Here is a 25,558-nt window from a genome sequence, read left to right on the forward strand (position 1 = left end):
CACCTCCGTTCTTTTCTTACTAATTACCAAATGTATGCTAAGATCTCTCCGCCAACTTGTTTAGCGCGAGCTTCTTTGTCAGTTAATAAACCGTTTGAAGTAGATACTAAAGCGATACCAAGACCGTTTAATACTTTAGGTACTTCGTTTGTTTTAGCATATACACGTAAACCTGGTTTAGAAATACGTTTTAGACCAGTGATAACACGCTCGTTATCTTTACCGTATTTTAAGAAAATACGGATGATACCTTGCTTGTTGTCTTCTACATATTCTACATCACGTACGAAACCTTCACGCTTTAAAATTTCAGCGATCTCTTTCTTTACGTTAGAAGCAGGAACTTCTAACTTCTCGTGACGCACCATGTTCGCATTACGAATGCGTGTAAGCATATCTGCAATCGGATCAGTCATTGTCATGAAAATTTACCTCCTTCCCAAATTAGGGGATTACCAGCTGGCTTTTTTAACGCCAGGAATTTGTCCCTTATATGCAAGTTCACGGAAACAAATACGGCAAAGTTTAAATTTGCGGTATACAGAGTGTGGACGGCCACAGCGTTCACAGCGTGTATATTCTTGTACTTTGAACTTTTGTTTGCGTTGTTGTTTAACAACCATTGCCTTTTTAGCCAAGTTTTTCGCCCTCCTTGTTTAAATTACTTTTGGAACGGCATACCGAACTGTGTTAATAACTCGCGAGCTTCTTCGTCAGAATTCGCAGTAGTTACGATCACGATGTCCATACCGCGTACTTTTGAAACTTTATCGTAATCGATTTCTGGGAAAATTAGTTGCTCTTTAACACCTAATGTATAGTTACCGCGACCGTCGAATGCTTTTTTAGAAACACCACGGAAGTCACGTACACGTGGAAGTGCGATAGAGATTAATTTATCCAGGAATTCATACATACGCTCACCGCGTAATGTAACTTTAGCACCGATCGCTTGACCTTCACGTAAACGGAAACCTGCGATAGATTTTTTCGCTTTAGTTACTACTGGTTTTTGACCAGTAATTGTTGTTAATTCTTCAACAGCTACATCAAGAGCTTTTGAGTTTTGAACAGCGTCACCAACACCCATGTTGATTACGATTTTCTCCACTTTAGGAACTTGCATCACTGATTTATATTCGAACTTGCTCATAAGAGCAGGTGAAACTTCGTTTAAATACTTTTCTTTTAGGCGGCTCATGTGTGTACCTCCCTTCTCAATTTACTTATTAGTCGATTACTACACCTGATTTTTTTGCAACACGAACTTTTTTGCCATCTTTGATCTCATAACCTACACGAGTCGGCTCGCCAGATTTAGGATCGATTAGCATTACGTTCGAAACGTGGATTGCAGCTTCTTGAGAAACAATTCCACCTTGTGGGTTAAGTTGGTTAGGTTTAACGTGTTTCTTAACGATGTTCACACCTTCAACAAGAACGCGGTCTTGTTTAGGGAAAGCAGCTAAGATTACGCCTTCTTTACCTTTGTCTTTACCAGTAATTACTTTTACTTTATCGCCCTTTTTAACATGCATTATGTGTCGCACCTCCTTGATTGGTACTGTCATGAAATTAAAGAACTTCTGGAGCTAAAGAAACGATTTTCATGAAGTTGCCATCACGTAATTCACGTGCAACTGGTCCGAAAATACGAGTTCCGCGTGGTGATTTATCATCTTTGATAATTACGCAAGCATTCTCATCAAATTTAATGTAAGTACCGTCTTTACGACGAGCACCTGATTTTGTGCGAACGATAACAGCCTTAACAACGTCACCTTTCTTGACAACGCCACCTGGTGTTGCTTTCTTAACCGTACAAACAACGATATCACCGATGTTTGCAGTTTTACGTCCAGAACCACCAAGTACTTTAATAGTTAAAACTTCACGTGCACCTGAGTTGTCAGCAACTTTCATACGACTTTCTTGTTGAATCACTTAGGTTACCTCCCTTCGGAAATATATTTTATTCCGAAATGTGTTATTAAATAATAACCGCTTTTTCTACAACTTCAACTAAACGGAAGCGTTTAGTAGCTGATAGCGGGCGAGTTTCCATGATACGTACGATATCACCGATATTCGCAGTGTTTTGCTCATCATGAGCTTTAAACTTTTTCGAGTATTTTACACGCTTGCCATAAAGCTTGTGCTTTTTGTGAGTTTCAACTAAAACAGTAATTGTTTTATCCATTTTGTCAGAAACAACACGGCCCGTGTAAACTTTGCGTTGGTTACGCTCAGTCATACTTAAAACCCTCCTTTATCAGTTATTTGCACTGATTTCTCTTTCACGAATCACAGTTTTCATACGTGCGATCGCTTTGCGAACTTCACGGATGCGAGCTGTGTTTTCTAATTGACCAGTCGCCAATTGGAAGCGAAGGTTGAAAAGCTCTTCTTTCAGTGATTTCACTTTTAACTCGATTTCAGAAGTGGCAAGGTCACGGATTTCATTAGCTTTCATTAGATTCACCACCAGTTTCTTGACGTTTTACGATCTTACATTTAACAGGAAGTTTGTGTGATGCTAAACGAAGTGCTTCGCGTGCTACCTCTTCAGATACACCAGCAATTTCGAACATTACTTTTCCTGGTTTTACTACTGCTACCCAACCTTCAGGAGAACCTTTACCAGAACCCATGCGGACTTCTAGAGGCTTTTTCGTGTAAGGCTTATGTGGGAAGATTTTGATCCAAACTTTACCGCCACGTTTCATGTAACGAGTCATTGCGATACGAGCAGATTCGATTTGACGGTTTGTAATCCATGATGCTGTAGTAGCTTGTAAGCCCCACTCACCGAAAGATACTTCTTTACCGCCTTTCGCTTCTCCACGCATGTTACCACGGTGTTCACGACGATATTTTACGCGTTTAGGTAATAACATATTATTTGCCTCCTTCCACAGAGTTCTTTTTAGTAGGAAGGACTTCACCACGGTAGATCCAAACTTTAACGCCTAGTTTACCGTAAGTAGTATCAGCTTCAGCATGTGCATAATCAATGTCAGCACGTAATGTATGAAGCGGAACAGTTCCTTCACTATAGTGTTCAGCACGCGCGATATCAGCGCCACCTAAACGACCAGATACTTGTGTTTTAATACCTTTTGCACCAGCGCGCATTGTGCGTTGGATTGATTGTTTTTGAGCACGACGGAATGATACGCGGTTCTCAAGTTGACGAGCGATGTTTTCAGCTACTAATTTAGCGTCAAGATCTGCACGTTTGATTTCAATAATGTTGATATGCACACGTTTACCAGTTACTTCAGTTAAGTGTTTACGTAAGTTTTCTACTTCCGTACCACCTTTACCGATAACCATACCTGGTTTCGCAGTGTGAATAGTGATGTTTACGCGATTTGCAGCGCGTTCGATCTCTACTTTAGATACAGATGCATCTTTAAGTTTAGTTTCGATATATTTACGTACTTTGATGTCTTCGTGTAATAAGTTAGCATAGTCTTTCTCAGCGAACCACTTTGACTCCCAGTCACGAATAACACCAACACGTAGTCCTATTGGATGTACTTTTTGACCCACGGATTAAACCTCCTTCTTCTCAGATACCACGATTGTAATGTGGCTAGTACGTTTGTTGATTGCCGACGCACGACCTTGTGCACGTGGACGGAAACGTTTTAATGTTGGACCTTCATCAACAAAGATTTCAGATACAACTAAGTTATTAACATCTAACTCATAGTTATGTTCAGCGTTAGCAACTGCAGATTTTAATACTTTCTCAACGACTGGAGACGCCGCTTTTGGAGTATGACGTAAAATTGCAACTGCTTCACCAATTTGCTTGCCTCGGATTAAGTCTACTACTAGACGTACTTTACGAGGAGCGATACGAACTGTACGAGCGATAGCTTTAGCTTGTGTCATTAGGATTTACCTCCTCTCAAAATTAGCGTCTTGTTTTCTTGTCATCTGCACCGTGACCTTTATAAGTACGAGTTGGTGCGAACTCACCAAGTTTATGACCTACCATATCTTCAGTTACGTATACAGGAACGTGTTTACGTCCATCATATACAGCGATTGTTAAACCGATGAAGTTTGGGAAGATAGTAGAACGGCGAGACCAAGTTTTAATAACCTGTTTTTTCTCAGAAGCCTCTTGTGCTTCCACCTTTTTCATTAGGTGGTCATCAACAAAAGGTCCTTTCTTTAAGCTGCGACCCATTTAGGAACCTCCCTCCGTGATACGACCACGGCTCTCGAACTGAACCGTAGTTTTACCACATTATTTTTTACGTCCACGAATAATAAATTTAGATGATTTATTTTTCTTGCTACGAGTTTTGTAACCAAGAGCTGGTTTGCCCCATGGTGTCATTGGAGATTTACGTCCGATTGGAGAACGTCCTTCACCACCACCGTGTGGGTGATCGTTAGGGTTCATTACAGAACCACGTACTGTTGGGCGTTTACCTAACCAACGAGAACGACCTGCTTTACCGATGTTGATAAGTTCGTGTTGCTCGTTACCAACTTGACCGATTGTTGCACGGCAAGTAGCAAGGATTAAACGTACTTCACCAGATTGTAAACGAACGATTACGTACTTACCTTCACGACCTAATACTTGCGCAGAAGTACCAGCTGAACGTACTAATTGTCCACCTTTACCAGGTTTCATTTCGATGTTATGGATTGTAGTACCCATTGGAATGTTTGCTAATGGTAATGCGTTACCTACTTTGATATCCGCTTCTGGACCTGAATAAATAGTTTGACCTACTTCAAGACCTTTCGGAGCTAGGATGTAACGTTTTTCACCGTCAGCATAGTTAATTAAAGCGATGTTCGCAGAACGGTTTGGATCGTACTCGATTGTAGCAACGCGTCCTGGAATGCCGTCTTTAAGACGTTTAAAATCGATAACACGGTATTGTTTCTTGTGACCGCCACCGTGATGACGAACAGTAATTTTACCCTGGTTGTTACGACCAGCTTTGCGTTTAGTCGGTTCTAATAAAGACTTTTCAGGTTTATTAGTAGTGATTTCAGCAAAGTCAGATGATGTCATGTTACGACGACCATTTGAGGTTGGCTTATACTTTTTAATCGCCATTTGTATTCCCTCCTTCTTTAAGGTTACTTATATAAATTTAGAATTAGATTTCGAATAACTCGATTTCTTTTGAATCAGCAGTTAATTTAACAATCGCTTTACGACGTTTGTTAGTGTATCCACCGAATTTACCAACGCGTTTGAACTTGCCTTTGTAGTTCATTACGTTTACTTTCTCAACTTTAACACCGAAGATTTCTTCAACAGCGTCTTTAACTTGAGTTTTGTTAGCGCGAGTGTCTACTTCGAAAGTATACTTTTTCTCTGCCATAATTTCTGAAGAACGCTCAGTAATGACCGGACGTTTTAAGATATCACGTGCTTCCATTATCCAAGCACCTCCTCAACTTTTTTTACAGCATCTTGAGTGAATACAACTTTATCGTGACCTAATAGATCTAATACGTTGATTCCTTCAGCTGTTAACACTGTAACACCAGGGATGTTACGAGCAGATAAAATAGCGTTTTCGTTAACTTCAGCAGTTACGAATAATGCTTTTTTGCTGATTTCTAAAGCAGCTAGTACTGATTTGAAATCTTTTGTTTTTGGTGCATCAAATGATAATGCATCAAGTACTACTAAGTTTTGCTCTAATACTTTCGTAGATAAAGCAGACTTAATTGCTAAGCGACGAACTTTCTTAGGTAGTTTGTAAGCGTAGCTACGTGGAGTAGGACCGAATACAACACCACCACCACGCCATTGTGGAGAGCGGATCGAACCTTGACGAGCACGACCAGTTCCTTTTTGACGCCATGGTTTACGACCACCACCAGCAACTGCAGAACGGTTTTTAACTTTGTGATTACCTTGACGTAAAGAAGCACGTTGTGCAACTACAGCGTCGAATAATACAGCTTCGTTTGGCTCGATTCCGAAAATCGCATCGTTTAATTCGATTTCACCAACTGAAGCACCTGTTTGACTAAGTACTGAAACCTTTGTCATTCCTGTTTCCTCCTTTCTTTAAGAGAATTATTTTGATTTAATAGCAGTTTTAACTGTTACTAATGCTTTTTTAGAACCAGGAACATTACCTTTAACAAGTAGTAAGTTGCGCTCTACGTCAACCTTAACGATTTCAAGGTTTTGAATAGTAACAACTGTGCCACCCATTTGACCAGGTAATTTCTTTTGTTTGAATACGCGGTTCGGGGCAACTGGACCCATTGAACCAGGACGACGGTGGTAACGAGAACCGTGAGACATAGGGCCGCGAGATTGACCATGACGTTTAATAACACCTTGGAAACCTTTACCTTTTGTTACACCTGTTACATCGATTACATCGCCTTCAGCGAAAATTTCAACCTTGACTTCTTGACCAACTTCGTAAGTCGCAGCTTCTAAGTTGCGGAACTCACGGATGAAGCGCTTAGGAGCAGTATTTGCTTTTGCTACGTGACCTTGTTCAGGTTTGTTTGAAAGCTTAACGCGCTTATCTTCAAAACCTAATTGGATCGCTTCGTAGCCATCAGTTTCAACAGATTTCTTTTGTAAAACTACGTTTGGAGTAGCTTCGATTACTGTTACTGGGATAAGATCTCCGTTTTCAGCGAAAACTTGAGTCATACCAATTTTTCTACCTAAGATTCCTTTAGTCATTTGTCACACCTCCTGTAAATTTTAGAAAAAGTTTTATATTTGTTTTTACCATTAAAGTTTGATTTCGATATCAACGCCAGATGGTAAATCAAGCTTCATTAACGCATCAACAGTTTGTGGTGTCGGGTTAACGATGTCGATAAGACGTTTATGTGTGCGCATTTCAAATTGCTCACGAGAATCTTTGTACTTATGAACCGCACGTAAGATCGTGTATACAGATCTTTCAGTTGGTAGCGGGATCGGACCCGATACTCCAGCACCTGAACGTTTCGCAGTTTCAACGATTTTCTCAGCAGATTGATCAAGGATACGGTGATCATATGCTTTTAAACGAATACGAATTTTTTGTTTTGCCATTACTTTCCCTCCTTCTCGCCTATTTTCTAGACATTCTCCACGAAAATTTCTCCTACACACCGCCATGGCAAAGCGGCCGGGTGTGTCGGCAACCTCTCGCTTCATCGCAGTCAAAGACCAACATTCAACATTATATACAATAAAAAAGAAGTTCGCAAGTCTTTTAGCAAAATTCTTTTCATAATGTTTTATTCTTTATAAATAGGTTCGCTCTTTTTGAGCCGTTTTCTAGTATATAAGTTTCTGACGATGAAAGCAACTGAAAAGGGAGTAATATGCTTTAAATATATTATTCTGAAAACTAACGGTTCAGAGAATGGAAAAATCGCCGCTTTCTGTTTGCTGAAAGCGGCGACTATATTATAGAAAGAAAACGACTGCAATCCAACCGAAAATAATCTGTGGGATATTATAGAAGATAAATGTCGGTACACATGTGTCCCAAATATGATTGTGCTGTCCATCGACATTTAGCCCTGCTGTTGGACCTAATGTAGAATCGGATGCGGGGGAACCAGCATCACCGAGTACACCCGCTGTTCCGATTAAACAGATGATAGCTAATTCACTTAGCCCCAGCTCCATTGCAATCGGAACAAAGATTGCTGCAATGATTGGAATCGTTGCAAATGAAGAACCAATTCCCATTGTGACAATTAATCCGACAATTAACATAATTAAAACGGCTATGCTTACATTTCCGTTAAAAATGTCCATTGCACCTGATACTAGTGTTTCAACATCGCCTGTAGCATTTATAACAGCCGAAAACCCGTTCGCTGAAATCATGACGAACCCGACAAACGCCATCATACGCATTCCATCCGATAGAACTTCATCTGCTTCTTTTACTTTCAGTGCGCCTGTAATATATAAAATGATAATACCGGCAATCGACCCGACAATCATAGAATCCGTCATTACCTGTACTACTATAGAAGTGATTAATGCTACAGCAGCAAAAATAATGTGTAGTGTATTTACTTCTTTATTTAAATCATTCGATGTTTCCAGTTCGATAATTTCATACTGTCTTGGTTTACGGTAGGCAACAAAGGCTCCTGCAAGCCCTACAGCCATCCCTAGCGCTACAATAGCCATTGCCTTAGGAACATCACTCAAAGGAACGTCAAGTCCTGCTATGGCCATTTGATCGACAATAATACCTTGATAGATTAAACCGAATCCTGCAGGTATGAACATATAAGGCATAACTAAACCGAACGTTAAAATACATGCGATTAAACGGCGGTCAATTTGCAGCATGTTCATAATTTTAATCATCGGCGGTACGATTAAAGGAATAAATGCGATATGCACCGGAATCAAGTTTTGCGACATGATTGCCATTGCAAATAATACTAAGAAGATTAATGCTTTGGCAGCACCTTTCTTTTGAGAGTCGCCTTCACGCTGTACGATTTTTAAAATTGCTTTGACTAACACTTCAGGTATACCAGTACGAGATATTGCGAGGGCAAATCCACCAAGCAGTGCATAGCTTAGCGCAATTGTTGCGCCCCCGCCAAGACCGTCTACAAAGGCCTTGATTGTCTCTGTTATATTTAATCCGCCGGCAATGCCGCCAAGAATTGCCCCAACCGTCAGGGATAAAACGACATTTATACGCAGTAGGCTTAAAATAAGCATAACCCCTACCGCTATTAAAACAGCATTCATGTTGTACACTTCACTTTCGTCTGCTAAATTACTAATGTGTTAAAGTTACAAGAAAATCGAACGCTAGTCAACGGATATAGATAAAATAAAACCGTCAAATAAGAGAAAGTTGACGGTTTGAAGTATTATAAAGCCTGTTTTATTATTTTTCTGTAATAATTGATTGTTAATGCAGCAAATACGATATACATGGCGATATATAATGCCATTGTTACAAGTAGAGGGGTTGTCAATTCTGTACCGAATAAAAACCAGCCGGATTTCACTGCAAAGTAGCTGTGCAACAGTCCGATCAGTAACGGTACACCAAAGTTAAACAACTGTTTCATCATTATACCGCGCGTTAATTCCTCTTGTGTAAAACCGATTTTACGAAGAATCTTATAGGATTCCATCTCTTCATCCGCTTCAGACATTTGTTTAAAGTATAAAATGCTGCCCGTTGCCAATAAAAAAGCTAAACCTAGAAACGCTGTTGTAAATATTGATGTCCCGTAAAGATTTAAATTGTATTCAACAGTTGATCGTTGCGAACTCAGTTTATTTACTCCACGGTTTGCTTCACTATCTTCATACAGTATATTGGCACCTGTTTGTTTATATAGCTTTTCTACAATTTGATATGTTTCATCATCAGCATCAATCAAGTTAATCGATGTTTGCTCTTTTGTTGTATAACCAATTGCATGTTCCTCATTTAGTTGCTGCAACTGTTCGAAAACCGTGTCTTCAACGATAACAACAAAACCGCCTGCCGTAATACGCCATGCTACAACCGATGTATCATTTACTTCCTTAACTTTTAAAGGAAATTGGTGCTCTTGGTGCAAGAATGTTAAATCCAAAGGTGCTTCAAGCGGCATTATATTTGCCTGAAAGCCATTATACCCTGCAATAATTGCTTCACCCTCGGAAAGCTTTACATCTGAATCAATCTGTTGGTAGTCCGAAAGCGGAATCATTAACACATCCGCTAACGTATTGCCTTGAAGCATATCTACTATTTCACCAGAAAAAAAGTCTGTCATATCAAACTGTGCACTTGTCAGTCTAAATGTCTTTTCCTCAAATGTAATCTCTTCCTGCACCAGCGTTTCAATGAATGCCTCTCCACGTCCATCTGCTACTATATAATCTGCTGGTATTGAATTTTCCGCCGTACTATTTGCTGAATAATAGCTAATGTAGGAAAGTATAGTAATTGCAAGAGACACTGCTGTAATAACAGTAATGAGTGTAAGAGATTTAGCATTGCCCTTCATTCGGTGCATAATGGGTGTAAGCGCCAGAACATCTGTTAAATTTAAATGCCCTTTCTTTCTTAGACGGAACAGATTTAATATGAATGCAACCGAATAGCGGAATACAAAGTAAGTACCGCCGATTGTTGTCGCTAAAATAATGATCATGCTTAAAAATAAGTTTGTTGTATGCCCTGAAAATAATATCGTACTCTCATAGTAGCCATAAATAATCAATGCCAATCCAATAGCACCCATCACCATAGGGAATACACTAAAGCGTTTTACACGCTCGTCCGCCTGTTTGGATGCGTTAAATAACGAAAGCAATGTTGTTCTGTATACCATAAATGCCATTTGCACTAAAATGATTACTAACAGAATGCCAAATACAATTAACGTATTCACAACTGCAACTTTACTAATACTCAATGTTACAACCGCATCAAATTTTAGTAGCTTCAGTAAAATCATCGCAAATAAACGTGAACTTAAAAATCCTAATAAAATTCCGACGCTTACCGCACCAGCAAATAAAAGGATGTTTTCAAAGGCAATCAGGCGTGTCACAAGCCCTTTTGTCATGCCGACCAGTTGATACAACCCAATTTCCTTGCTCCGGCGCTTAATAAATAAATGATTCGCGTACAGTACGAAGAACAGAACGATAAAATACAGCATATACGATGCCGCTTCAAATCCTGAAGCGGCCGTTCCGCTCGCTTTTGTCGCTTCAATAACCGACTCATTAAACTGCAGTGTCACAAATGAGAAAAACAGCGTCACACTGAAAATGAGTGCGAAAAAGTATAAGTAATAGTGACGCATATTTTTTATCATGCTTTTAATAACGAGCTGACTAAGCTTCACTCTGCTCACCGCCTAAAACACTTTGCGTATTCAAAATTTGCTGGAAAAACTCATTGCGTGATTTATCGCCCTTATACAGTTCCGTATAAATTTGGCCGTCTTTTAAAAACAGTACACGGGAACAGAAACTAGCGGCAATGGCATCATGTGTAACCATCATGATCGTTGCATTTTTTGCTTTATTAATTTTTGCTAAATTGTCGAGCAGTGCCGTTGCAGCTTTTGAATCAAGTGCCCCTGTTGGCTCATCTGCAAATACAAGTGATGGATTGGATATTAAGGCTCTGGCTGCGGATGTACGCTGCTTTTGACCACCGGAAATTTCATTCGGGTATTTCGTTAAAATATCTGCAATCCCTAAAATCGATACGAGCTCCTTTAAACGTTGCTCTGCTGCTGCTTTAGGAATGGAGCTAAGCGATAATGGCAGTAAAATATTTTCCTTTACCGTCAATGTATCCAGTAAATTATAGTCCTGGAAGATGAAGCCGAGCTCATCACGTCTAAACTTCGCTAATGTACGTTCCTTCATCCCTTGAAGCTTTTGCCCATTAATTTCGACAAATCCGTCTGTCACCTGGTCTATGGAGCAGAGTACATTTAATAGCGTTGTTTTTCCCGAACCAGAAGCACCCATAATGCCGACAAATTCACCTTTTTCCACTTCCAAATCTATGCCTTTTAATACTTCCTGTGCAAGCGAGCGCTTACCATATGTTTTTCGAACTTTACGTGCGATTAAAATACTCATTGTTTCCCATCCTTTCTTGTTACTTTCATTCTACATGGTCTATTAATCGGAATCGTTTGATTTACATGACAAAAACGCCCGGTAAGTGACAAGTTCGTCACATTCCAAGCGTTTTCTGATATTCATTCATTTTAGGGAAAGTAATTTTTATAGAAGTACCTACCCCTTCTGTTGATTCGATTGCCAGAACAATATGCAGTGATTGTGCCACCTGTTTAGCAAGGTACAGCCCCATTCCTGTTGCAGCACTCGTTTCACGACCAATTGTTCCAGTGTAGGATTTTCGGAATACACGCGGCAAATCCTCACGCTTTATACCGATTCCGTCATCTTGAATGATAAGAACTGCCTGTTCATTAACCACTTGAGCGGATATTCTGATTTCTCCACCGATCTCACTATACTTTACCGCATTCGATAAAACTTGCCGTACGATAAAACCTAACCACTTTGCGTCTGTAGGTACAGTCAGATCATCCAATTCCAGATTAATGGCGATTTGCTTTTCAAAACACCAGCTGCGCAATGCTTTAATTTCTTGAATAAGTACATCCTTCACCTTTACTTTTTCGATTCGGTTATCAAGTTCGATTGTCATAAGACGTGTTGCATGAAGCTGCTGGTCTAATAATAAATAAAGGCGCAGCCATTCATTCTCAATGCGTTCTTTTACTTCGCCTTTTTCTACTTTTTCCATTAATAACTGCATTGCGGTTAATGGAGATTTCATTTCATGCACCCATGCCAACAGCTCATCCTGTCGTTCCAGTACAATCAGTTTCTGTTCCTGTATTTTTGCATTTTTATCAGCCAGCTGCTCTTTGTAATCTTCATGAATAACGTCATAGTAAGACCCACTATACTTCGCATACGGCTTCATCAATTTCCTGTCTTTCACATAGCGTAAACTGAAATAACCGGCTACGAGCGTAAACCAGATAATATTTAAATAAAGCAGGGAAACATCATGAAATCCTGTATCTAGAAATAATATTAAATTCATCAGCAACTGAAGTAGGATTACAAATAGGATGGCGGATATATATTGTCTTATAAACAAGCGGATCATGCATCCACCGCCAAATAGCCAAGGCCTTTTTTTGTCATTATGACATTGATAAGCCCAATATCCTCTAAACGTTGGCGTAAACGGTTTACGTTGACCGTTAATGTATTGTCGTTTACAAAGCGCTCATCATCCCATAATTTACGCATTAGTTCATCCCGGGAGACGATTTGCCCTTTAGCCTTTACCAGCACCTTTAAAATAAACAGCTCATTTTTTGTTAACTCTATCTGATTCTCTTTATAGTGAACAATTGCGCGGTCATAATGAATTTCAGCTCCATTCCATGTTTCAATATCACTTTGCTGTGTTTCCTGATAATTATAAGCACGACGAAGCAATGCTTGTACTTTTGCGACTAATACTTCTGTATGGAAAGGTTTTTGCACAAAGTCATCCGCTCCCATTTGCATCGCCATGATCATGTCCATCGGGTGATCGCGTGAGGAAAGAAATAAAATAGGGACATTCGATACCGCCCTTATTTCACGACACCAATGAAAGCCGTCAAATGCAGGTAACTGAATATCAATAATAACAAGCTGAGGCTCTTCTTCTTTAAATGTCACCATTATATGTTGAAAGTCTTTCGGTCCAATTACTTGTATATTCCATTGCGCTAATCGTTCACCTATCAGATTAAATATGGAGACATCATCTTCTATTAATAATACCTTCAAAGAACACCACTCCTTCTATATACTTCCATTATACAAAAAACTAACAGTCCAACCCTTACAATCTTTGCTATAATCAATTCAATTACAGGAATTATAGGTGAAAAGGTGGGGAAAAAGAAATGGATCTACGCCAAATCGAATATTTTGTTGAAGTGGCCAAGCATTTAAGTTTTACGAAGGCTGCCGCAACTTTGCATGTGTCACAGCCATCTATTAGTAAAGCAATCCAAAACTTTGAGTCAGAGCTGGGCGTACCGTTATTTTACCGTTCATCCAAACAGCTTGAGCTGACGGATGCCGGTCAGGCCGTTCTTGTGAATTCGATGCAAGTACTTGAATCATTTCAAAACCTGCGATCGGAATTAACGGATTTGATGGAATTAAAGAAAGGCCAAATCCGTATCGGGATTCCACCAATCGTTGGGGCCGAGTTTTTTTCAAAATTGATTAGCTATTATAAAGAGCTTAATCCATATATCGAAATTTTATTAACGGAAGTTGGAACGAAGCGCATACGCCAGGAAATTGAAGCAGGTGAACTGGATGTTGGTTTAGTATGCAGTGTGACTTCCTCGAACGAATCTTTGGAAACGATACGGTTTTTAGAAGATCCTTTAATGTTAATCGTCCATGAAAGTCATCCTTTAGCAGCAAAGGAAACAATACAGCTAAATGAATTAGCGAATGAGACTTTTATTATTTACCGGAAAGATTTTATTTTGTATGACCGCATTATCGAGGAGTGCTCCAAACACGGATTCTTCCCTACAATTACATGTGAAACGACTCAGAAAGATTTATTTATCGAAATGGTTCAGGCAAAACTGGGGATTGCACTGCTTCCGGAAAAGCTTGCCGAAAAAATTCCATACACTTCGATAAAATGCATCCCTTTTCAGGAAGAAGCAATCTATCTTGAACTGGGGGTTACGTGGAAGAAAAATAAATACTTGCCTTTTGCTGTACGGGAATTTATTAAACTTGCCCGGGAATTTGTTTCCCAATAAAAAAGTTGTCTAGAAAGTTTCAGTATCTCTAGGCAACCATTTTAATCTGTTTCCCTACATAATACGGCCAATCTGATCATTCGCCTGTGTAAGGAAACCGTTATTGCTTGGAAATTTATATGCCGGAATTTGTAATGTTAAAAAAACTACTATTTCAAAAGAAATAGTAGCAACTTAGAAAATCTTATGCGTTTACTTTTTGTTTTGCTTTAGCTTCAATACGCTTTTTGTGTAAAATTGGCTCTGTATAGCCATTAGGCTGATCATAACCTTTAAATATCAATTCGCTTGCCGCTTGGAAAGCTACAGATTCCTCGTAGTTTGCTGACATTGGCGAGTATTCCGGATCATGGGCATTTTGCTCATCTACAACTTTTGCCATACGGTTCAACGATTCCTCTACTTGTTCTTTTGTACAAATACCGTGATGCAGCCAGTTTGCTACATGCTGACTTGAAATACGCAACGTTGCGCGGTCTTCCATTAAGCCGATATCATTAATATCCGGCACTTTCGAACAGCCAACACCATGCTCTACCCAGCGAACAACATAGCCTAGAATTCCCTGTACATTATTATCAAGCTCATGTTGAATTTCTTCCGGTGACCAGTCTGTATTTTCAGCAACCGGGATTTCCAAAATCGCATCCTGTAAATCTTCCGATGTCACAATACCTTTTTGAACCTCTTTTACATTTACTTCATGGTAATGTGTGGCATGTAAAGTTGCTGCTGTCGGCGATGGTACCCAGGCAGTGTTCGCTCCTGCTTTCGGATGATTGATTTTTTGTTCAATCATATCCGCCATCAAGTCAGGCATTGCCCACATACCTTTACCGATTTGTGCACGGCCTTGCAAGCCAGTATTTAAGCCAACAACGACATTGGATTTTTCATAAGAAGTTAGCCATGTTGATGTTTTCATTTCGCCTTTGCGAATCATTGGTCCGGCTTCCATCGATGTATGGATTTCATCACCTGTACGATCCAGGAATCCAGTGTTAATAAATACGATACGGTTTTTCACTTCACGAATACATGCTTTTAAGTTAAGTGATGTACGGCGCTCTTCATCCATAACACCGATCTTTAACGTGAGCCGTTCCAACCCGATTAAATCTTCTACACGTTCAAATAGTTTATTAGCAAACGCAACTTCCTTTGAGCCGTGCATTTTCGGTTTTACAATATAAATAGAACCTTTTTGCGAGTTTTTATACTGGCCATTACCGATTACTTCATGCTTTGCTATTAAGCTCGTTACGACGCCATCCATTATTCCTTCTGGCACTTCGCTACCATCTTTATCTAAAATAGCCGGATTTGTCATCAAGTGACCTACATTGCGGATAAACATTAAAGAACGGCCGTTTAATGTTACCTCATCACCATTAACTCCCGTATATACACGGTCAGGATTTAATGTACGTGTTACCGTTTTTGAGCCTTTTTCAAAAGTTGCCGTCAAGTCGCCTTTCATTAGCCCTAACCAGTTCGCATACACTTCTACTTTATCTTCCGCATCTACTGCCGCTACCGAGTCCTCGCAATCCATAATTGTTGTAATTGCCGACTCTAAATATATATCTTTAACACCAGCTGCATCATCTTTTCCGATTGGATGATTGCGGTCGATTTGAATTTCAATGTGTAAATCATTATTTTTGAGTAAAATCGCAGTCGGCTGTTCTGCTGTTCCTTGATAGCCCACTAACTTTTCAGGTTCCGTCAATGTCGTTGTTTCACCAGTTGCAAGTGACACTACTAATTGGCATTCTGCGATTTTATAAGTTGTCGCTTCTTTATGTGAGGCTGCTGTTAAAGGAGCAGCTTCATCTAAAAACTTTTTAGCATAATCGATTACTTTGTTACCACGGATCGGGTTATAACCCTTGCCTGCTTCAGCACCATCTTCATGACTGATGGCATCTGTACCATAAAGTGCATCATAGAAACTTCCCCAACGTGCATTTGCAGCATTAATCGCATAACGTGCATTGCTTACAGGTACAACTAATTGCGGACCTGCCTGATATGCAATTTCTGCATCAACGTTTTCAGTTTCCACTTGGAACTCCTCTACTTTTGGTTCTACATAACCGATTTCCTCTAAAAATGCTTTATAATCGGCAAATTGGAAATTCCCCTTATTCCCTTTGTGCCAATCATTAATTTGTGCCTGCAGTGAATCTCGCTTAGCAAGCAATGCCTTATTTTCAGGTGCCAGCTCATGAACTAGCTGATCAAAGCCGTCCCAAAATGCCGTTTGCTCTACACCGCTATTCGGTAATACTTGTTCATTAATAAACTGAAATAATACTTCCGCTACTTGTAAGTTCCCCACTTGCACGTAATTTGTCACTATTAAGTCCCCCTTTTAAATGAACATTTCTAATAAATAATTAGAATCCCCTGTTCTTACATTTCATTATACAAGAGTCATGTTATATAAATGAAATACATATATTGAATAAACATTATGCTTTTACGCTATAAAGGATACAAAAAAACACCTTGCAAGCGTCCCTGCAAGGTGTTTTTAAAAAATTAGCAATTAGCTAAAATTATTTTTGGATAGATGCTACTACGCCAGCGCCTACAGTACGGCCACCCTCACGGATAGAGAATTTAGTACCTTCTTCTAAAGCGATTGGAGCGATTAATTCAACAGTCATTTCGATGTTGTCGCCAGGCATAACCATTTCTACGCCTTCTGGTAACATGCAGATACCAGTTACGTCAGTTGTACGGAAGTAGAACTGAGGACGGTAGTTAGAGAAGAATGGAGTGTGACGTCCACCCTCTTCTTTTGATAATACATAAACTTCAGCTTTGAAGTTAGTGTGTGGAGTGATTGAACCTGGTTTAGCTAATACTTGACCACGTTGGATATCTTCACGAGCGATACCACGTAATAAAGCACCGATGTTGTCACCAGCTTCAGCGTAATCTAATAATTTACGGAACATTTCTACACCAGTTACAGTTGTAGTTTTAGCTTCTTCTTCGATACCGATAACTTCTACAACGTCACCAACTTTAACTTGACCACGTTCAACACGGCCAGTTGCTACTGTACCACGACCAGTGATAGAGAATACGTCCTCTACTGGCATCATGAATGGTTTGTCAGTTTGACGTTCTGGAGTTGGGATGTAAGAATCTACAGCGTCCATTAATTCAACGATTTTTTCTTCCCATTCTGCTTCGCCTTCTAAAGCTTTTAATGCAGAACCTTTGATTACTGGAACATCGTCGCCTGGGAAGTCATATTCAGATAGTAAGTCACGGATTTCCATTTCTACTAACTCTAATAATTCTTCGTCGTCAACCATATCACATTTGTTCATGAATACTACTAAGTAAGGAACACCTACTTGTTTAGAAAGTAAGATGTGCTCACGAGTTTGTGGCATTGGGCCGTCAGCAGCAGATACTACTAAGATACCGCCGTCCATTTGTGCAGCACCAGTGATCATGTTTTTAACATAGTCAGCGTGACCTGGGCAGTCAACGTGTGCATAGTGACGAGTTGCAGTTTCATACTCTACGTGAGAAGTATTGATTGTGATACCGCGCTCTTTTTCTTCTGGAGCGTTGTCGATGTCAGCGTAAGATTTAGCTGCACCACCCATTTTTTTAGAAAGAACTGTTGCGATAGCAGCAGTTAAAGTTGTTTTACCATGGTCAACGTGTCCGATTGTACCAACGTTAGCATGCGTTTTTGAACGGTCAAATTTTTCTTTAGCCATTAGAAAATGCCTCCTCAGAGATATGTTTTATTTTTTTTGAATTTATTTATTCTAAGATGCCGACTATAAACGGGCCCCATCTATAGTCAGTCAATCATAGCTTACAAATTATTTATACTTGATGCAAGGTGAAATTTCAATTATTCACCTTTATTTTTTTTGATGATATCTTCTGCAATTGATTTTGGTACTTCTTCATAGTGATCAAATGTCATAGAGAATACACCGCGACCTTGAGTTGCAGAACGTAAAGTTGTCGCATATCCGAACATTTCAGATAGTGGAACCATAGAACGTACTACTTGAGAGTTACCACGAGCTTCCATACCCTCTACGCGACCGCGACGAGCAGTAATGTTACCCATAATATCACCAAGGTACTCTTCTGGAATTACAACTTCTACTTTCATCATTGGCTCTAAGATAACTGGGTTACATTTTTTAGCTGCTTCTTTTAATGCCATAGATGCAGCGATTTTGAACGCCATTTCACTTGAGTCAACGTCATGGTAAGAACCGAATACTAATTTCGCTTTAATGTCGATTAGTGGGTAACCAGCAACAACACCGCGGTCAAGAGAGTCACGTAGACCCGCTTCTACTGCAGGGATGTATTCACGAGGTACAACACCACCAACGATAGCGTTTTCGAATTCGAAACCTTTACCCTCTTCGTTTGGAGAGAACTCGATCGTTACGTCACCGTATTGACCGCGACCACCAGATTGACGAGAGAATTTACCTTGAACTTTAGCTTCGCTACGGAATGTTTCACGGTAAGATACCATTGGAGCACCCACGTTAGCTTCAACTTTAAATTCACGTTTCATACGGTCAACTAAGATATCAAGGTGAAGTTCACCCATACCAGAGATGATTGTTTGACCTGTTTCAGTGTCAGTATGCGCACGGAATGTTGGATCTTCTTCTTGTAGTTTTTGTAAAGCTTGACCCATTTTATCTTGGTCAGCTTTAGATTTTGGTTCTACAGAAAGAGAAATTACTGGCTCTGGGAATTCCATTGACTCTAAGATAACAAGGTTTTTCTCGTCACATAGAGTATCACCTGTTGTAGTATCTTTAAGACCTACAGCTGCAGCGATGTCACCAGCGAATACTTTTGAAATCTCTTCACGAGAGTTAGCGTGCATTTGTAGGATACGACCTACACGCTCACGTTTACCTTTAGAAGAGTTTTGTACGTAAGAACCTGAATCCAATGTACCTGAGTACACACGGAAGAATGTTAACTTACCTACGAATGGGTCTGTCATTACTTTGAATGCAAGAGCTGAGAATGGCTCATCATCAGAAGAATGGCGGATGATTTCTTCGTCGCCATCAACGTCCGTACCTTTAATTGCAGGAACGTCAGTTGGAGCTGGAAGGTAATCAACAGCTGCATCTAGCATTTTACGAACACCTTTGTGTTTGAATGCTGTACCACAAAGTACTGGGTAGAATTCTACCGCGATAGTAGCTTTACGGATTGCTGCTTTTAATTCTTCTTTAGTAATTTCTTCGCCTTCTAAGTATTTCTCCATAAGTTCTTCATCAACACTTGCAACAGCGTCGATTAATTTCTCACGGTACTCTTCAGCTTGATCCATGAATTCTGCAGGGATTTCTCCTACAGTTACATCTGTACCTTCATCGTTACCGTAGAAAGTTGCGTTCATTTCGATTAAATCGATAATTCCGCGGAACTCGTCTTCAGCACCGATTGGTAATTGGATTGCGTGAGCATTAGCTTGTAAACGCTCATGTAATGTACCTACAGAATATAGGAAGTCTGCACCCATTTTATCCATTTTGTTAATGAATACGATACGAGGAACTCCGTATGTTGTAGCTTGACGCCATACTGTTTCAGTTTGAGGCTCAACACCTGATTGAGCATCTAATACTGTTACAGCACCATCAAGTACGCGTAAAGAACGTTCAACTTCAACAGTGAAGTCTACGTGTCCTGGAGTATCGATGATGTTGATACGGTGACCATTCCATTGAGCTGTTGTAGCAGCAGAAGTGATTGTGATACCACGCTCTTGCTCTTGCTCCATCCAGTCCATTTGAGAACCGCCATCATGTGTTTCACCGATTTTGTGAATCTTACCAGTGTAATAAAGGATACGCTCAGTAGTTGTTGTTTTACCAGCATCAATGTGAGCCATGATCCCAATATTACGTGTATTCTCTAGAGAGAATTCGCGTTTCATAGGAAATTTCTCCTTCCATATTGGGTTAACTGTATAGATGGTAAAAATCTTAGCCCTAGCAATGCTAGAGCAAAGATCAAATTACCAACGGTAGTGAGCGAATGCTTTGTTCGCTTCTGCCATTTTGTGCATATCTTCACGTTTCTTAACTGAAGCACCTGTGTTGTTAGATGCATCTAAGATTTCGTTAGCTAAGCGCTCTTCCATCGTTTTTTCTCCACGAAGACGAGCGTAGTTTACTAAATAACGTAAACCTAAAGTTGTACGACGTTCTGGACGAACTTCTACTGGTACTTGGTAGTTAGAACCACCAACACGACGAGCACGTACTTCTAGTACAGGCATTACGTTGTTTAATGCAGCTTCAAATACTTCTAAAGCATTTTGACCCGAACGCTCTTGAACTAATTCGAAAGCTCCGTATAAAATCTTTTGAGAAGTACCTCTTTTACCATCAATCATCATTTTGTTGATTAAACGAGTTACTAACTTTGAATTATAAAGTGGATCTGGTAACACGTCACGTTTGGAAACAGGACCTTTACGAGGCATGTGTTTTCCTCCTTTCAAATCGTTGTATATTTAAACTTAAATTATTTTTTTTCTTTAGGGCGTTTAGTACCGTATTTAGAACGAGATTGTAAACGACCGTTAACACCAGCTGTATCAAGTGCACCACGAACGATGTGGTAACGTACTCCAGCTAAGTCTTTTACGCGTCCGCCACGGATAAGAACTACACTGTGCTCTTGTAAGTTGTGACCTTCACCTGGGATATACGCAGTAACCTCAAGTTGGTTAGTTAAGCGTACACGAGCGTATTTACGTAAAGCCGAGTTCGGTTTACGTGGTGTCATTGTACCTACACGAGTACAAACTCCGCGTTTTTGAGGAGACTTAACGTCAGTTAAAGATTTTTTAAATGAGTTATATCCTTTGTTTAACGCTGGAGATTTTGATTTCGTGCTTTTAGATTGACGAGGCTTACGTACTAATTGGTTAATTGTAGGCATCGATTTGTCCTCCCTTCATTTTTTCCTTGTTTCAATACCACACATCCAGGTGGTTCATTTTTTGGGTAAAAACAAAGTCTTTGTGTACTTTACACAAAAACTACATCGCAGTAATCGCAACAACTGCAGCTCCAACATGAATGCCGCAAGCTTTACCAAGTTCTTTCTTTGAATCGACGTAATTGACTGGTACACCGATTTCTTTCGCGAGAAGAATGGCCGGATCGGTTACCCATTTGTCTGCATCGATTGCGACAAAAAGAGCTGTTACTTGTCCAGCATACATTGCTTTCACTGCTTGCTTTATACCTATGATTGTTTTACTGGCCTGTTTTACTTGATCGTAAGACATTTTCATATCCTCCTAAGTACAGACAGTTAACTATCAACCTTCAATATATTATCATTCCAAACTTACACTGTCAACAGATTTCTTATGAAAGTATGTTGGTTAATATTTAATCCAAGGAAATTTCAAAGAAAATCTCCCGACAGAGAATGGTCTCTGTCGGGATCTCTTCATTATATACTGCTATTCAGCTGTAATTACTTCTGCTGATTCTTCTTGCTCCATGCGGATTTGACGGTAACGTTGCATACCAGTACCAGCCGGAACTAGTTTACCGATAATTACGTTTTCCTTCAGACCTAGAAGCTCATCACGTTTACCTTTAATTGCAGCATCCGTTAACACACGTGTTGTTTCCTGGAATGATGCAGCTGATAAGAATGATTCTGTTTCAAGAGAAGCTTTTGTAATACCTAAGATGACAGGACGGCAAGTTGCTGGAGTTTTTCCGCTAAGTACGGCTTCAGCATTTGCTTCAGAGAATTGGTGGATATCAAGAAGTGACCCTGGTAATAGCTCTGTGTCACCTGCTTCAATCACGCGCACTTTACGAAGCATTTGGCGAACCATTACTTCGATGTGTTTGTCCCCGATTTCTACCCCTTGCATACGGTATACTTTCTGTACTTCTTTTAATAAATATTCTTGAACTGTCGATACATCTTTAACTTTTAATAATTGCTTCGGATCGATAGAACCTTCAGACAATGTTTGACCCGCTACAATTGTGTCGCCTTCTGCTACTTTTAGACGCGCATTGTAAGGTGCTTGGTATTTACGTGTTTCCACATCACCTTGAATCGTTACTTCTTTAAGACCTTCACGAATTTCTTCGATTTCGATTACTGTACCAGTAATTTCAGAAATGACTGCTTGACCTTTAGGGTTACGAGCCTCGAAAATTTCCTGGATACGTGGAAGACCTTGTGTAATATCGTTACCGGCTACCCCACCTGTATGGAATGTACGCATCGTTAACTGTGTACCTGGCTCACCGATAGATTGTGCAGCAATAATACCAACTGCTTCACCAACTTCTACCTCTTCACCAGTAGCTAAGTTCATACCGTAACATTTTTTACATACGCCGTGTTTTGTATTACATGTAAATGCAGAACGGATTGTAATTTCTTCGATATTTGCATCTTCGATAACGCGAGCAATATCTTGTGTAATTAAACCATCACGCTCTACGATAACCGCTCCTGTTTCTGGATGGCGAACTGTTTTCTTCACGTAACGACCAACAATACGTTCGTCTAACGCTTCGATCAATTCGTTTCCTTCCATTAATGAACCGATTAATAAACCACGGTCAGTACCACAGTCGTCTTCACGAACGATAACATCTTGTGCTACGTCTACTAAACGACGAGTTAAGTAACCTGAGTCGGCAGTTTTTAGTGCTGTATCGGCAAGACCTTTACGCGCACCATGTGTAGAGATGAAGTACTCTAATACTGTTAAACCTTCACGGAATGAAGACTTGATTGGTAACTCGATAATACGACCAGCCGGGTTGGCCATCAGACCACGCATACCAGCTAACTGTGTAAAGTTCGACGCGTTACCACGGGCACCAGAGTCAGACATCATGAAGATCGGGTTAGTTTTTTGTAAAGATTTCATCAGCTTGCCTTGAATTTCATCTTTCGCAGCTGTCCATACGTTAATAACTCGGTTATAACGCTCTTCCTCAGTAATTAAACCGCGGCGGAACTGGATCATTACTTTATCTACTTTGCTTTGGGCTTCATCTAAGATTACACCTTTATCCGGTAATACGACGATGTCAGATACACCTACCGTAATACCTGCACGAGTAGAATATTTGAAACCTAAGTTTTTCATGCGGTCAAGCATCTTAGAAGTTTCTGTAATGTGGAACTCTTTAAATACTTCAGCAATAACATTTCCTAAGAATTTTTTACGGAAAGGATCTACTACAGGCATATTTGTGAAGTGCTTCGCTAAAATAGCGCGGCGTTGTGCTTCAACTTTTTCTGACTCAGATAAATCAGCATAGCCTTCTGTTGCTTCGATTTCTTTCAGTAACTCTTCGTCAATTGTTAAGTTCACGAAGTATTTTTCAGGTGTTTTTTGCTCTAAGTTGACTGAAGTAGGCTCATTAATATAAGGGAATGAGCGTGGTAAAATTTCATTGAAGATTACTTTACCTACAGTCGATAATAAGAACATTTTATTTTGTTCTTCTGTAAATGTCGGATTATTTAATGAGCTTGCTTTAATCGCAATACGAGAGTGTAAATGTACATGACCGTTTTGGTAGGCGATTAACACTTCGTTTGAATCATTAAATATTGCTCCTTCACCACGAGCACCTTCACGCTCAAGTGTTAGGTAATAGTTACCTAATACCATATCCTGAGATGGAGTTACTACCGGTTTCCCGTCTTTCGGGTTAAGGATGTTTTGTGCTGCTAACATAAGTAAGCGAGCTTCTGCTTGTGCTTCAGCTGATAATGGAACGTGAACCGCCATTTGGTCACCATCGAAGTCAGCGTTATAAGCTGTACATACTAATGGGTGAAGACGGATTGCACGGCCTTCTACTAGTGTAGGCTCGAATGCTTGGATACCAAGACGGTGTAATGTCGGTGCACGGTTAAGTAATACCGGATGCTCACGAATTACATCTTCTAATACATCCCAAACTTCGTTGTGTAAACGCTCAATTTTACGTTTTGCACTCTTAATGTTATGGGCAAGGCCACGTTCTACTAACTCTTTCATTACGAAAGGTTTGAATAGTTCGATTGCCATTTCTTTTGGAAGACCACATTGGTACATTTTCAAGTTAGGACCTACTACGATAACCGAACGACCAGAGTAGTCTACACGTTTACCTAGTAAGTTTTGACGGAAACGACCTTGTTTCCCTTTCAGCATATGTGAAAGTGATTTTAAAGGACGGTTACCAGGACCTGTTACAGGACGACCGCGACGACCATTATCGATTAATGCGTCAACCGCTTCTTGTAACATACGTTTTTCGTTTTGAACGATGATGCTTGGTGCACCAAGGTCAAGTAAACGTTTTAAACGGTTGTTACGGTTAATAACACGACGGTAAAGGTCATTTAAGTCAGATGTAGCAAAACGTCCACCATCTAATTGCACCATCGGACGAAGCTCTGGCGGAATTACCGGTAGTACATCTAAAATCATCCACTCTGGTTTGTTGCCTGAGTTACGGAATGATTCTACTACTTCTAAACGTTTAATTGCACGTGTACGGCGTTGGCCTTGTGCAGATTTTAACTCTTCTTTTAAAACTTGTGTTTCATCTTCTAAGTCAATTTTCTCTAAAAGACGTTTAATCGCTTCAGCACCCATTGCTGCTTCGAATTCGTTGCCATACTTTTCACGGTATGCACGGTATTCTTTTTCAGAAAGTAAGTCTTTATAGCCTAAAGACGTTTGACCTGGGTCGACTACTACATATGAAGCAAAGTAAATTACTTCTTCCAATGCACGTGGAGACATATCTAAAATAAGACCCATACGGCTTGGAATACCTTTGAAGTACCAAATATGTGATACAGGTGCTGCTAGTTCGATATGTCCTTGACGTTCACGGCGAACTTTCGAACGCGTTACTTCTACGCCACAACGGTCACAAACGACACCTTTATAACGTACACGCTTATATTTACCACAGTGACATTCCCAGTCTTTTGTTGGTCCAAAGATACGTTCACAGAATAGACCATCTTTTTCTGGTTTTAATGTACGGTAGTTAATTGTTTCTGGTTTTTTTACTTCTCCGTATGACCAAGAACGGATCTTGTCAGGTGAAGCTAAACCAATTTTCATATATTCAAATTCATTAACATCGATCAAGGA

General features: G+C 39.9%; 29 protein-coding genes. 1 reads left to right on the plus strand and 28 read right to left on the minus strand.

The features are described 5' to 3' along the window. Nucleotides 1–23: 23 nt before the first annotated feature. The 21 genes from rpsH to AC0VXV_RS19600 form a co-directional block, all read right to left on the minus strand. Nucleotides 24–422, minus strand: a complete 399-nt coding sequence (gene rpsH / locus AC0VXV_RS19500; protein ID WP_079523480.1) for a 30S ribosomal protein S8 — start codon at nucleotides 420–422, stop codon at nucleotides 24–26. 30 nt (nucleotides 423–452) lie between these two features. Further along, nucleotides 453–638, minus strand: a complete 186-nt coding sequence (locus tag AC0VXV_RS19505; RefSeq protein WP_079523481.1) for a type Z 30S ribosomal protein S14 — start codon at nucleotides 636–638, stop codon at nucleotides 453–455. Nucleotides 639–661: 23 nt separating this feature from the next. Further along, a complete protein-coding gene (gene rplE, locus AC0VXV_RS19510) occupies nucleotides 662–1,201 on the minus strand; it encodes a 50S ribosomal protein L5 (protein ID WP_079523482.1) in 540 nt (179 codons plus the stop codon). Nucleotides 1,202–1,229: 28 nt separating this feature from the next. After that, nucleotides 1,230–1,538 carry a 50S ribosomal protein L24 gene (rplX, locus tag AC0VXV_RS19515; protein WP_057986278.1) on the minus strand — a complete coding sequence of 103 codons (309 nt, stop codon included), beginning with the start codon at nucleotides 1,536–1,538 and terminating at the stop codon, nucleotides 1,230–1,232. Nucleotides 1,539–1,575: 37 nt separating this feature from the next. Then, nucleotides 1,576–1,944, minus strand: a complete 369-nt coding sequence (gene rplN / locus AC0VXV_RS19520; RefSeq protein WP_008406955.1) for a 50S ribosomal protein L14 — start codon at nucleotides 1,942–1,944, stop codon at nucleotides 1,576–1,578. Nucleotides 1,945–1,990: 46 nt separating this feature from the next. Then, entirely contained in the window at nucleotides 1,991–2,254 is a 264-nt protein-coding gene (rpsQ, locus tag AC0VXV_RS19525; RefSeq protein WP_079523483.1) for a 30S ribosomal protein S17, read from the minus strand. Between the two features lie 18 nt (nucleotides 2,255–2,272). After that, complete coding sequence (gene rpmC / locus AC0VXV_RS19530) at nucleotides 2,273–2,473, minus strand: 50S ribosomal protein L29 (protein ID WP_004233646.1); 201 nt, start codon at nucleotides 2,471–2,473, stop codon at nucleotides 2,273–2,275. Then, nucleotides 2,463–2,897, minus strand: a complete 435-nt coding sequence (gene rplP / locus AC0VXV_RS19535; RefSeq protein ID WP_079523484.1) for a 50S ribosomal protein L16 — start codon at nucleotides 2,895–2,897, stop codon at nucleotides 2,463–2,465. The genes rpmC and rplP overlap by 11 nt, the downstream gene beginning before the upstream one ends. A 1-nt stretch (nucleotide 2,898) precedes the next feature. After that, nucleotides 2,899–3,555, minus strand: a complete 657-nt coding sequence (gene rpsC, locus AC0VXV_RS19540; protein ID WP_008406961.1) for a 30S ribosomal protein S3 — start codon at nucleotides 3,553–3,555, stop codon at nucleotides 2,899–2,901. Between the two features lie 3 nt (nucleotides 3,556–3,558). Beyond that, nucleotides 3,559–3,903, minus strand: a complete 345-nt coding sequence (gene rplV / locus AC0VXV_RS19545; RefSeq protein ID WP_008406963.1) for a 50S ribosomal protein L22 — start codon at nucleotides 3,901–3,903, stop codon at nucleotides 3,559–3,561. A 22-nt stretch (nucleotides 3,904–3,925) separates the two neighbouring features. Further along, entirely contained in the window at nucleotides 3,926–4,204 is a 279-nt protein-coding gene (gene rpsS / locus AC0VXV_RS19550) for a 30S ribosomal protein S19 (protein WP_004233637.1), read from the minus strand. Between the two features lie 60 nt (nucleotides 4,205–4,264). Further along, nucleotides 4,265–5,095 carry a 50S ribosomal protein L2 gene (rplB, locus tag AC0VXV_RS19555; protein ID WP_008406964.1) on the minus strand — a complete coding sequence of 277 codons (831 nt, stop codon included), beginning with the start codon at nucleotides 5,093–5,095 and terminating at the stop codon, nucleotides 4,265–4,267. Nucleotides 5,096–5,138: 43 nt separating this feature from the next. Beyond that, nucleotides 5,139–5,423: a 50S ribosomal protein L23 gene (gene rplW, locus AC0VXV_RS19560; RefSeq protein ID WP_008406966.1), complete on the minus strand. Its 285-nt coding sequence runs from the start codon at nucleotides 5,421–5,423 to the stop codon at nucleotides 5,139–5,141. Next, nucleotides 5,423–6,046 carry a 50S ribosomal protein L4 gene (rplD, locus tag AC0VXV_RS19565; RefSeq protein WP_251690867.1) on the minus strand — a complete coding sequence of 208 codons (624 nt, stop codon included), beginning with the start codon at nucleotides 6,044–6,046 and terminating at the stop codon, nucleotides 5,423–5,425. Before rplD ends, rplW begins: the two co-directional genes overlap by 1 nt. Before the next feature lie 27 nt (nucleotides 6,047–6,073). Next, on the minus strand, nucleotides 6,074–6,703 hold the full coding sequence (gene rplC, locus AC0VXV_RS19570; RefSeq protein ID WP_008406969.1) for a 50S ribosomal protein L3: 630 nt from the start codon (nucleotides 6,701–6,703) through the stop codon (nucleotides 6,074–6,076). A gap of 51 nt (nucleotides 6,704–6,754) precedes the next feature. Next, the gene (gene rpsJ, locus AC0VXV_RS19575) at nucleotides 6,755–7,063 is read right to left on the minus strand and encodes a 30S ribosomal protein S10 (protein WP_008406970.1); all 309 of its coding nucleotides are present in this window, start codon (nucleotides 7,061–7,063) and stop codon (nucleotides 6,755–6,757) included. Between the two features lie 360 nt (nucleotides 7,064–7,423). Further along, on the minus strand, nucleotides 7,424–8,743 hold the full coding sequence (locus AC0VXV_RS19580) for a Na+/H+ antiporter family protein (RefSeq protein WP_475529754.1): 1,320 nt from the start codon (nucleotides 8,741–8,743) through the stop codon (nucleotides 7,424–7,426). A gap of 125 nt (nucleotides 8,744–8,868) precedes the next feature. After that, nucleotides 8,869–10,854, minus strand: coding sequence for an FtsX-like permease family protein (locus AC0VXV_RS19585; RefSeq protein WP_475529755.1), 1,986 nt, complete (start codon nucleotides 10,852–10,854; stop codon nucleotides 8,869–8,871). Next, complete coding sequence (locus AC0VXV_RS19590) at nucleotides 10,844–11,605, minus strand: ABC transporter ATP-binding protein (protein WP_350478633.1); 762 nt, start codon at nucleotides 11,603–11,605, stop codon at nucleotides 10,844–10,846. The genes AC0VXV_RS19585 and AC0VXV_RS19590 overlap by 11 nt, the downstream gene beginning before the upstream one ends. 97 nt (nucleotides 11,606–11,702) lie before the next feature. Next, the gene (locus tag AC0VXV_RS19595) at nucleotides 11,703–12,674 is read right to left on the minus strand and encodes a sensor histidine kinase (protein ID WP_475529756.1); all 972 of its coding nucleotides are present in this window, start codon (nucleotides 12,672–12,674) and stop codon (nucleotides 11,703–11,705) included. Next, nucleotides 12,671–13,351 carry a response regulator gene (locus AC0VXV_RS19600; protein WP_475529757.1) on the minus strand — a complete coding sequence of 227 codons (681 nt, stop codon included), beginning with the start codon at nucleotides 13,349–13,351 and terminating at the stop codon, nucleotides 12,671–12,673. Before AC0VXV_RS19600 ends, AC0VXV_RS19595 begins: the two co-directional genes overlap by 4 nt. A gap of 119 nt (nucleotides 13,352–13,470) precedes the next feature. Here AC0VXV_RS19600 and AC0VXV_RS19605 point away from each other — a divergent pair, with 119 nt between their 5' ends. Continuing rightward, on the plus strand, nucleotides 13,471–14,358 hold the full coding sequence (locus AC0VXV_RS19605) for a LysR family transcriptional regulator (RefSeq protein ID WP_475529758.1): 888 nt from the start codon (nucleotides 13,471–13,473) through the stop codon (nucleotides 14,356–14,358). Between the two features lie 184 nt (nucleotides 14,359–14,542). Here AC0VXV_RS19605 and AC0VXV_RS19610 read toward each other — a convergent pair whose 3' ends face one another. From AC0VXV_RS19610 to rpoC, 7 genes are all read right to left on the minus strand, one after another. Next, the gene (locus AC0VXV_RS19610) at nucleotides 14,543–16,720 is read right to left on the minus strand and encodes a malate synthase G (protein ID WP_475529759.1); all 2,178 of its coding nucleotides are present in this window, start codon (nucleotides 16,718–16,720) and stop codon (nucleotides 14,543–14,545) included. A 202-nt stretch (nucleotides 16,721–16,922) separates the two neighbouring features. Next, a complete protein-coding gene (tuf, locus tag AC0VXV_RS19615) occupies nucleotides 16,923–18,110 on the minus strand; it encodes an elongation factor Tu (protein WP_079523494.1) in 1,188 nt (395 codons plus the stop codon). A gap of 140 nt (nucleotides 18,111–18,250) precedes the next feature. Further along, nucleotides 18,251–20,329 (minus strand): elongation factor G, encoded by a 2,079-nt coding sequence (gene fusA / locus AC0VXV_RS19620; RefSeq protein WP_475529760.1) that lies wholly within the window; start codon nucleotides 20,327–20,329, stop codon nucleotides 18,251–18,253. Between the two features lie 81 nt (nucleotides 20,330–20,410). Next, nucleotides 20,411–20,881, minus strand: a complete 471-nt coding sequence (rpsG, locus tag AC0VXV_RS19625; RefSeq protein WP_008406982.1) for a 30S ribosomal protein S7 — start codon at nucleotides 20,879–20,881, stop codon at nucleotides 20,411–20,413. A 41-nt stretch (nucleotides 20,882–20,922) separates the two neighbouring features. Beyond that, the gene (gene rpsL / locus AC0VXV_RS19630; protein WP_008406983.1) at nucleotides 20,923–21,342 is read right to left on the minus strand and encodes a 30S ribosomal protein S12; all 420 of its coding nucleotides are present in this window, start codon (nucleotides 21,340–21,342) and stop codon (nucleotides 20,923–20,925) included. Between the two features lie 100 nt (nucleotides 21,343–21,442). Next, nucleotides 21,443–21,694 carry a ribosomal L7Ae/L30e/S12e/Gadd45 family protein gene (locus AC0VXV_RS19635; protein WP_008406985.1) on the minus strand — a complete coding sequence of 84 codons (252 nt, stop codon included), beginning with the start codon at nucleotides 21,692–21,694 and terminating at the stop codon, nucleotides 21,443–21,445. 180 nt (nucleotides 21,695–21,874) lie between these two features. Then, the gene (gene rpoC / locus AC0VXV_RS19640; protein ID WP_285848953.1) at nucleotides 21,875–25,555 is read right to left on the minus strand and encodes a DNA-directed RNA polymerase subunit beta'; all 3,681 of its coding nucleotides are present in this window, start codon (nucleotides 25,553–25,555) and stop codon (nucleotides 21,875–21,877) included. Between the last annotated feature and the right edge of the window lie 3 nt (nucleotides 25,556–25,558).

The sequence above is a fragment of the Solibacillus sp. iso_87 genome, from assembly GCF_056173085.1.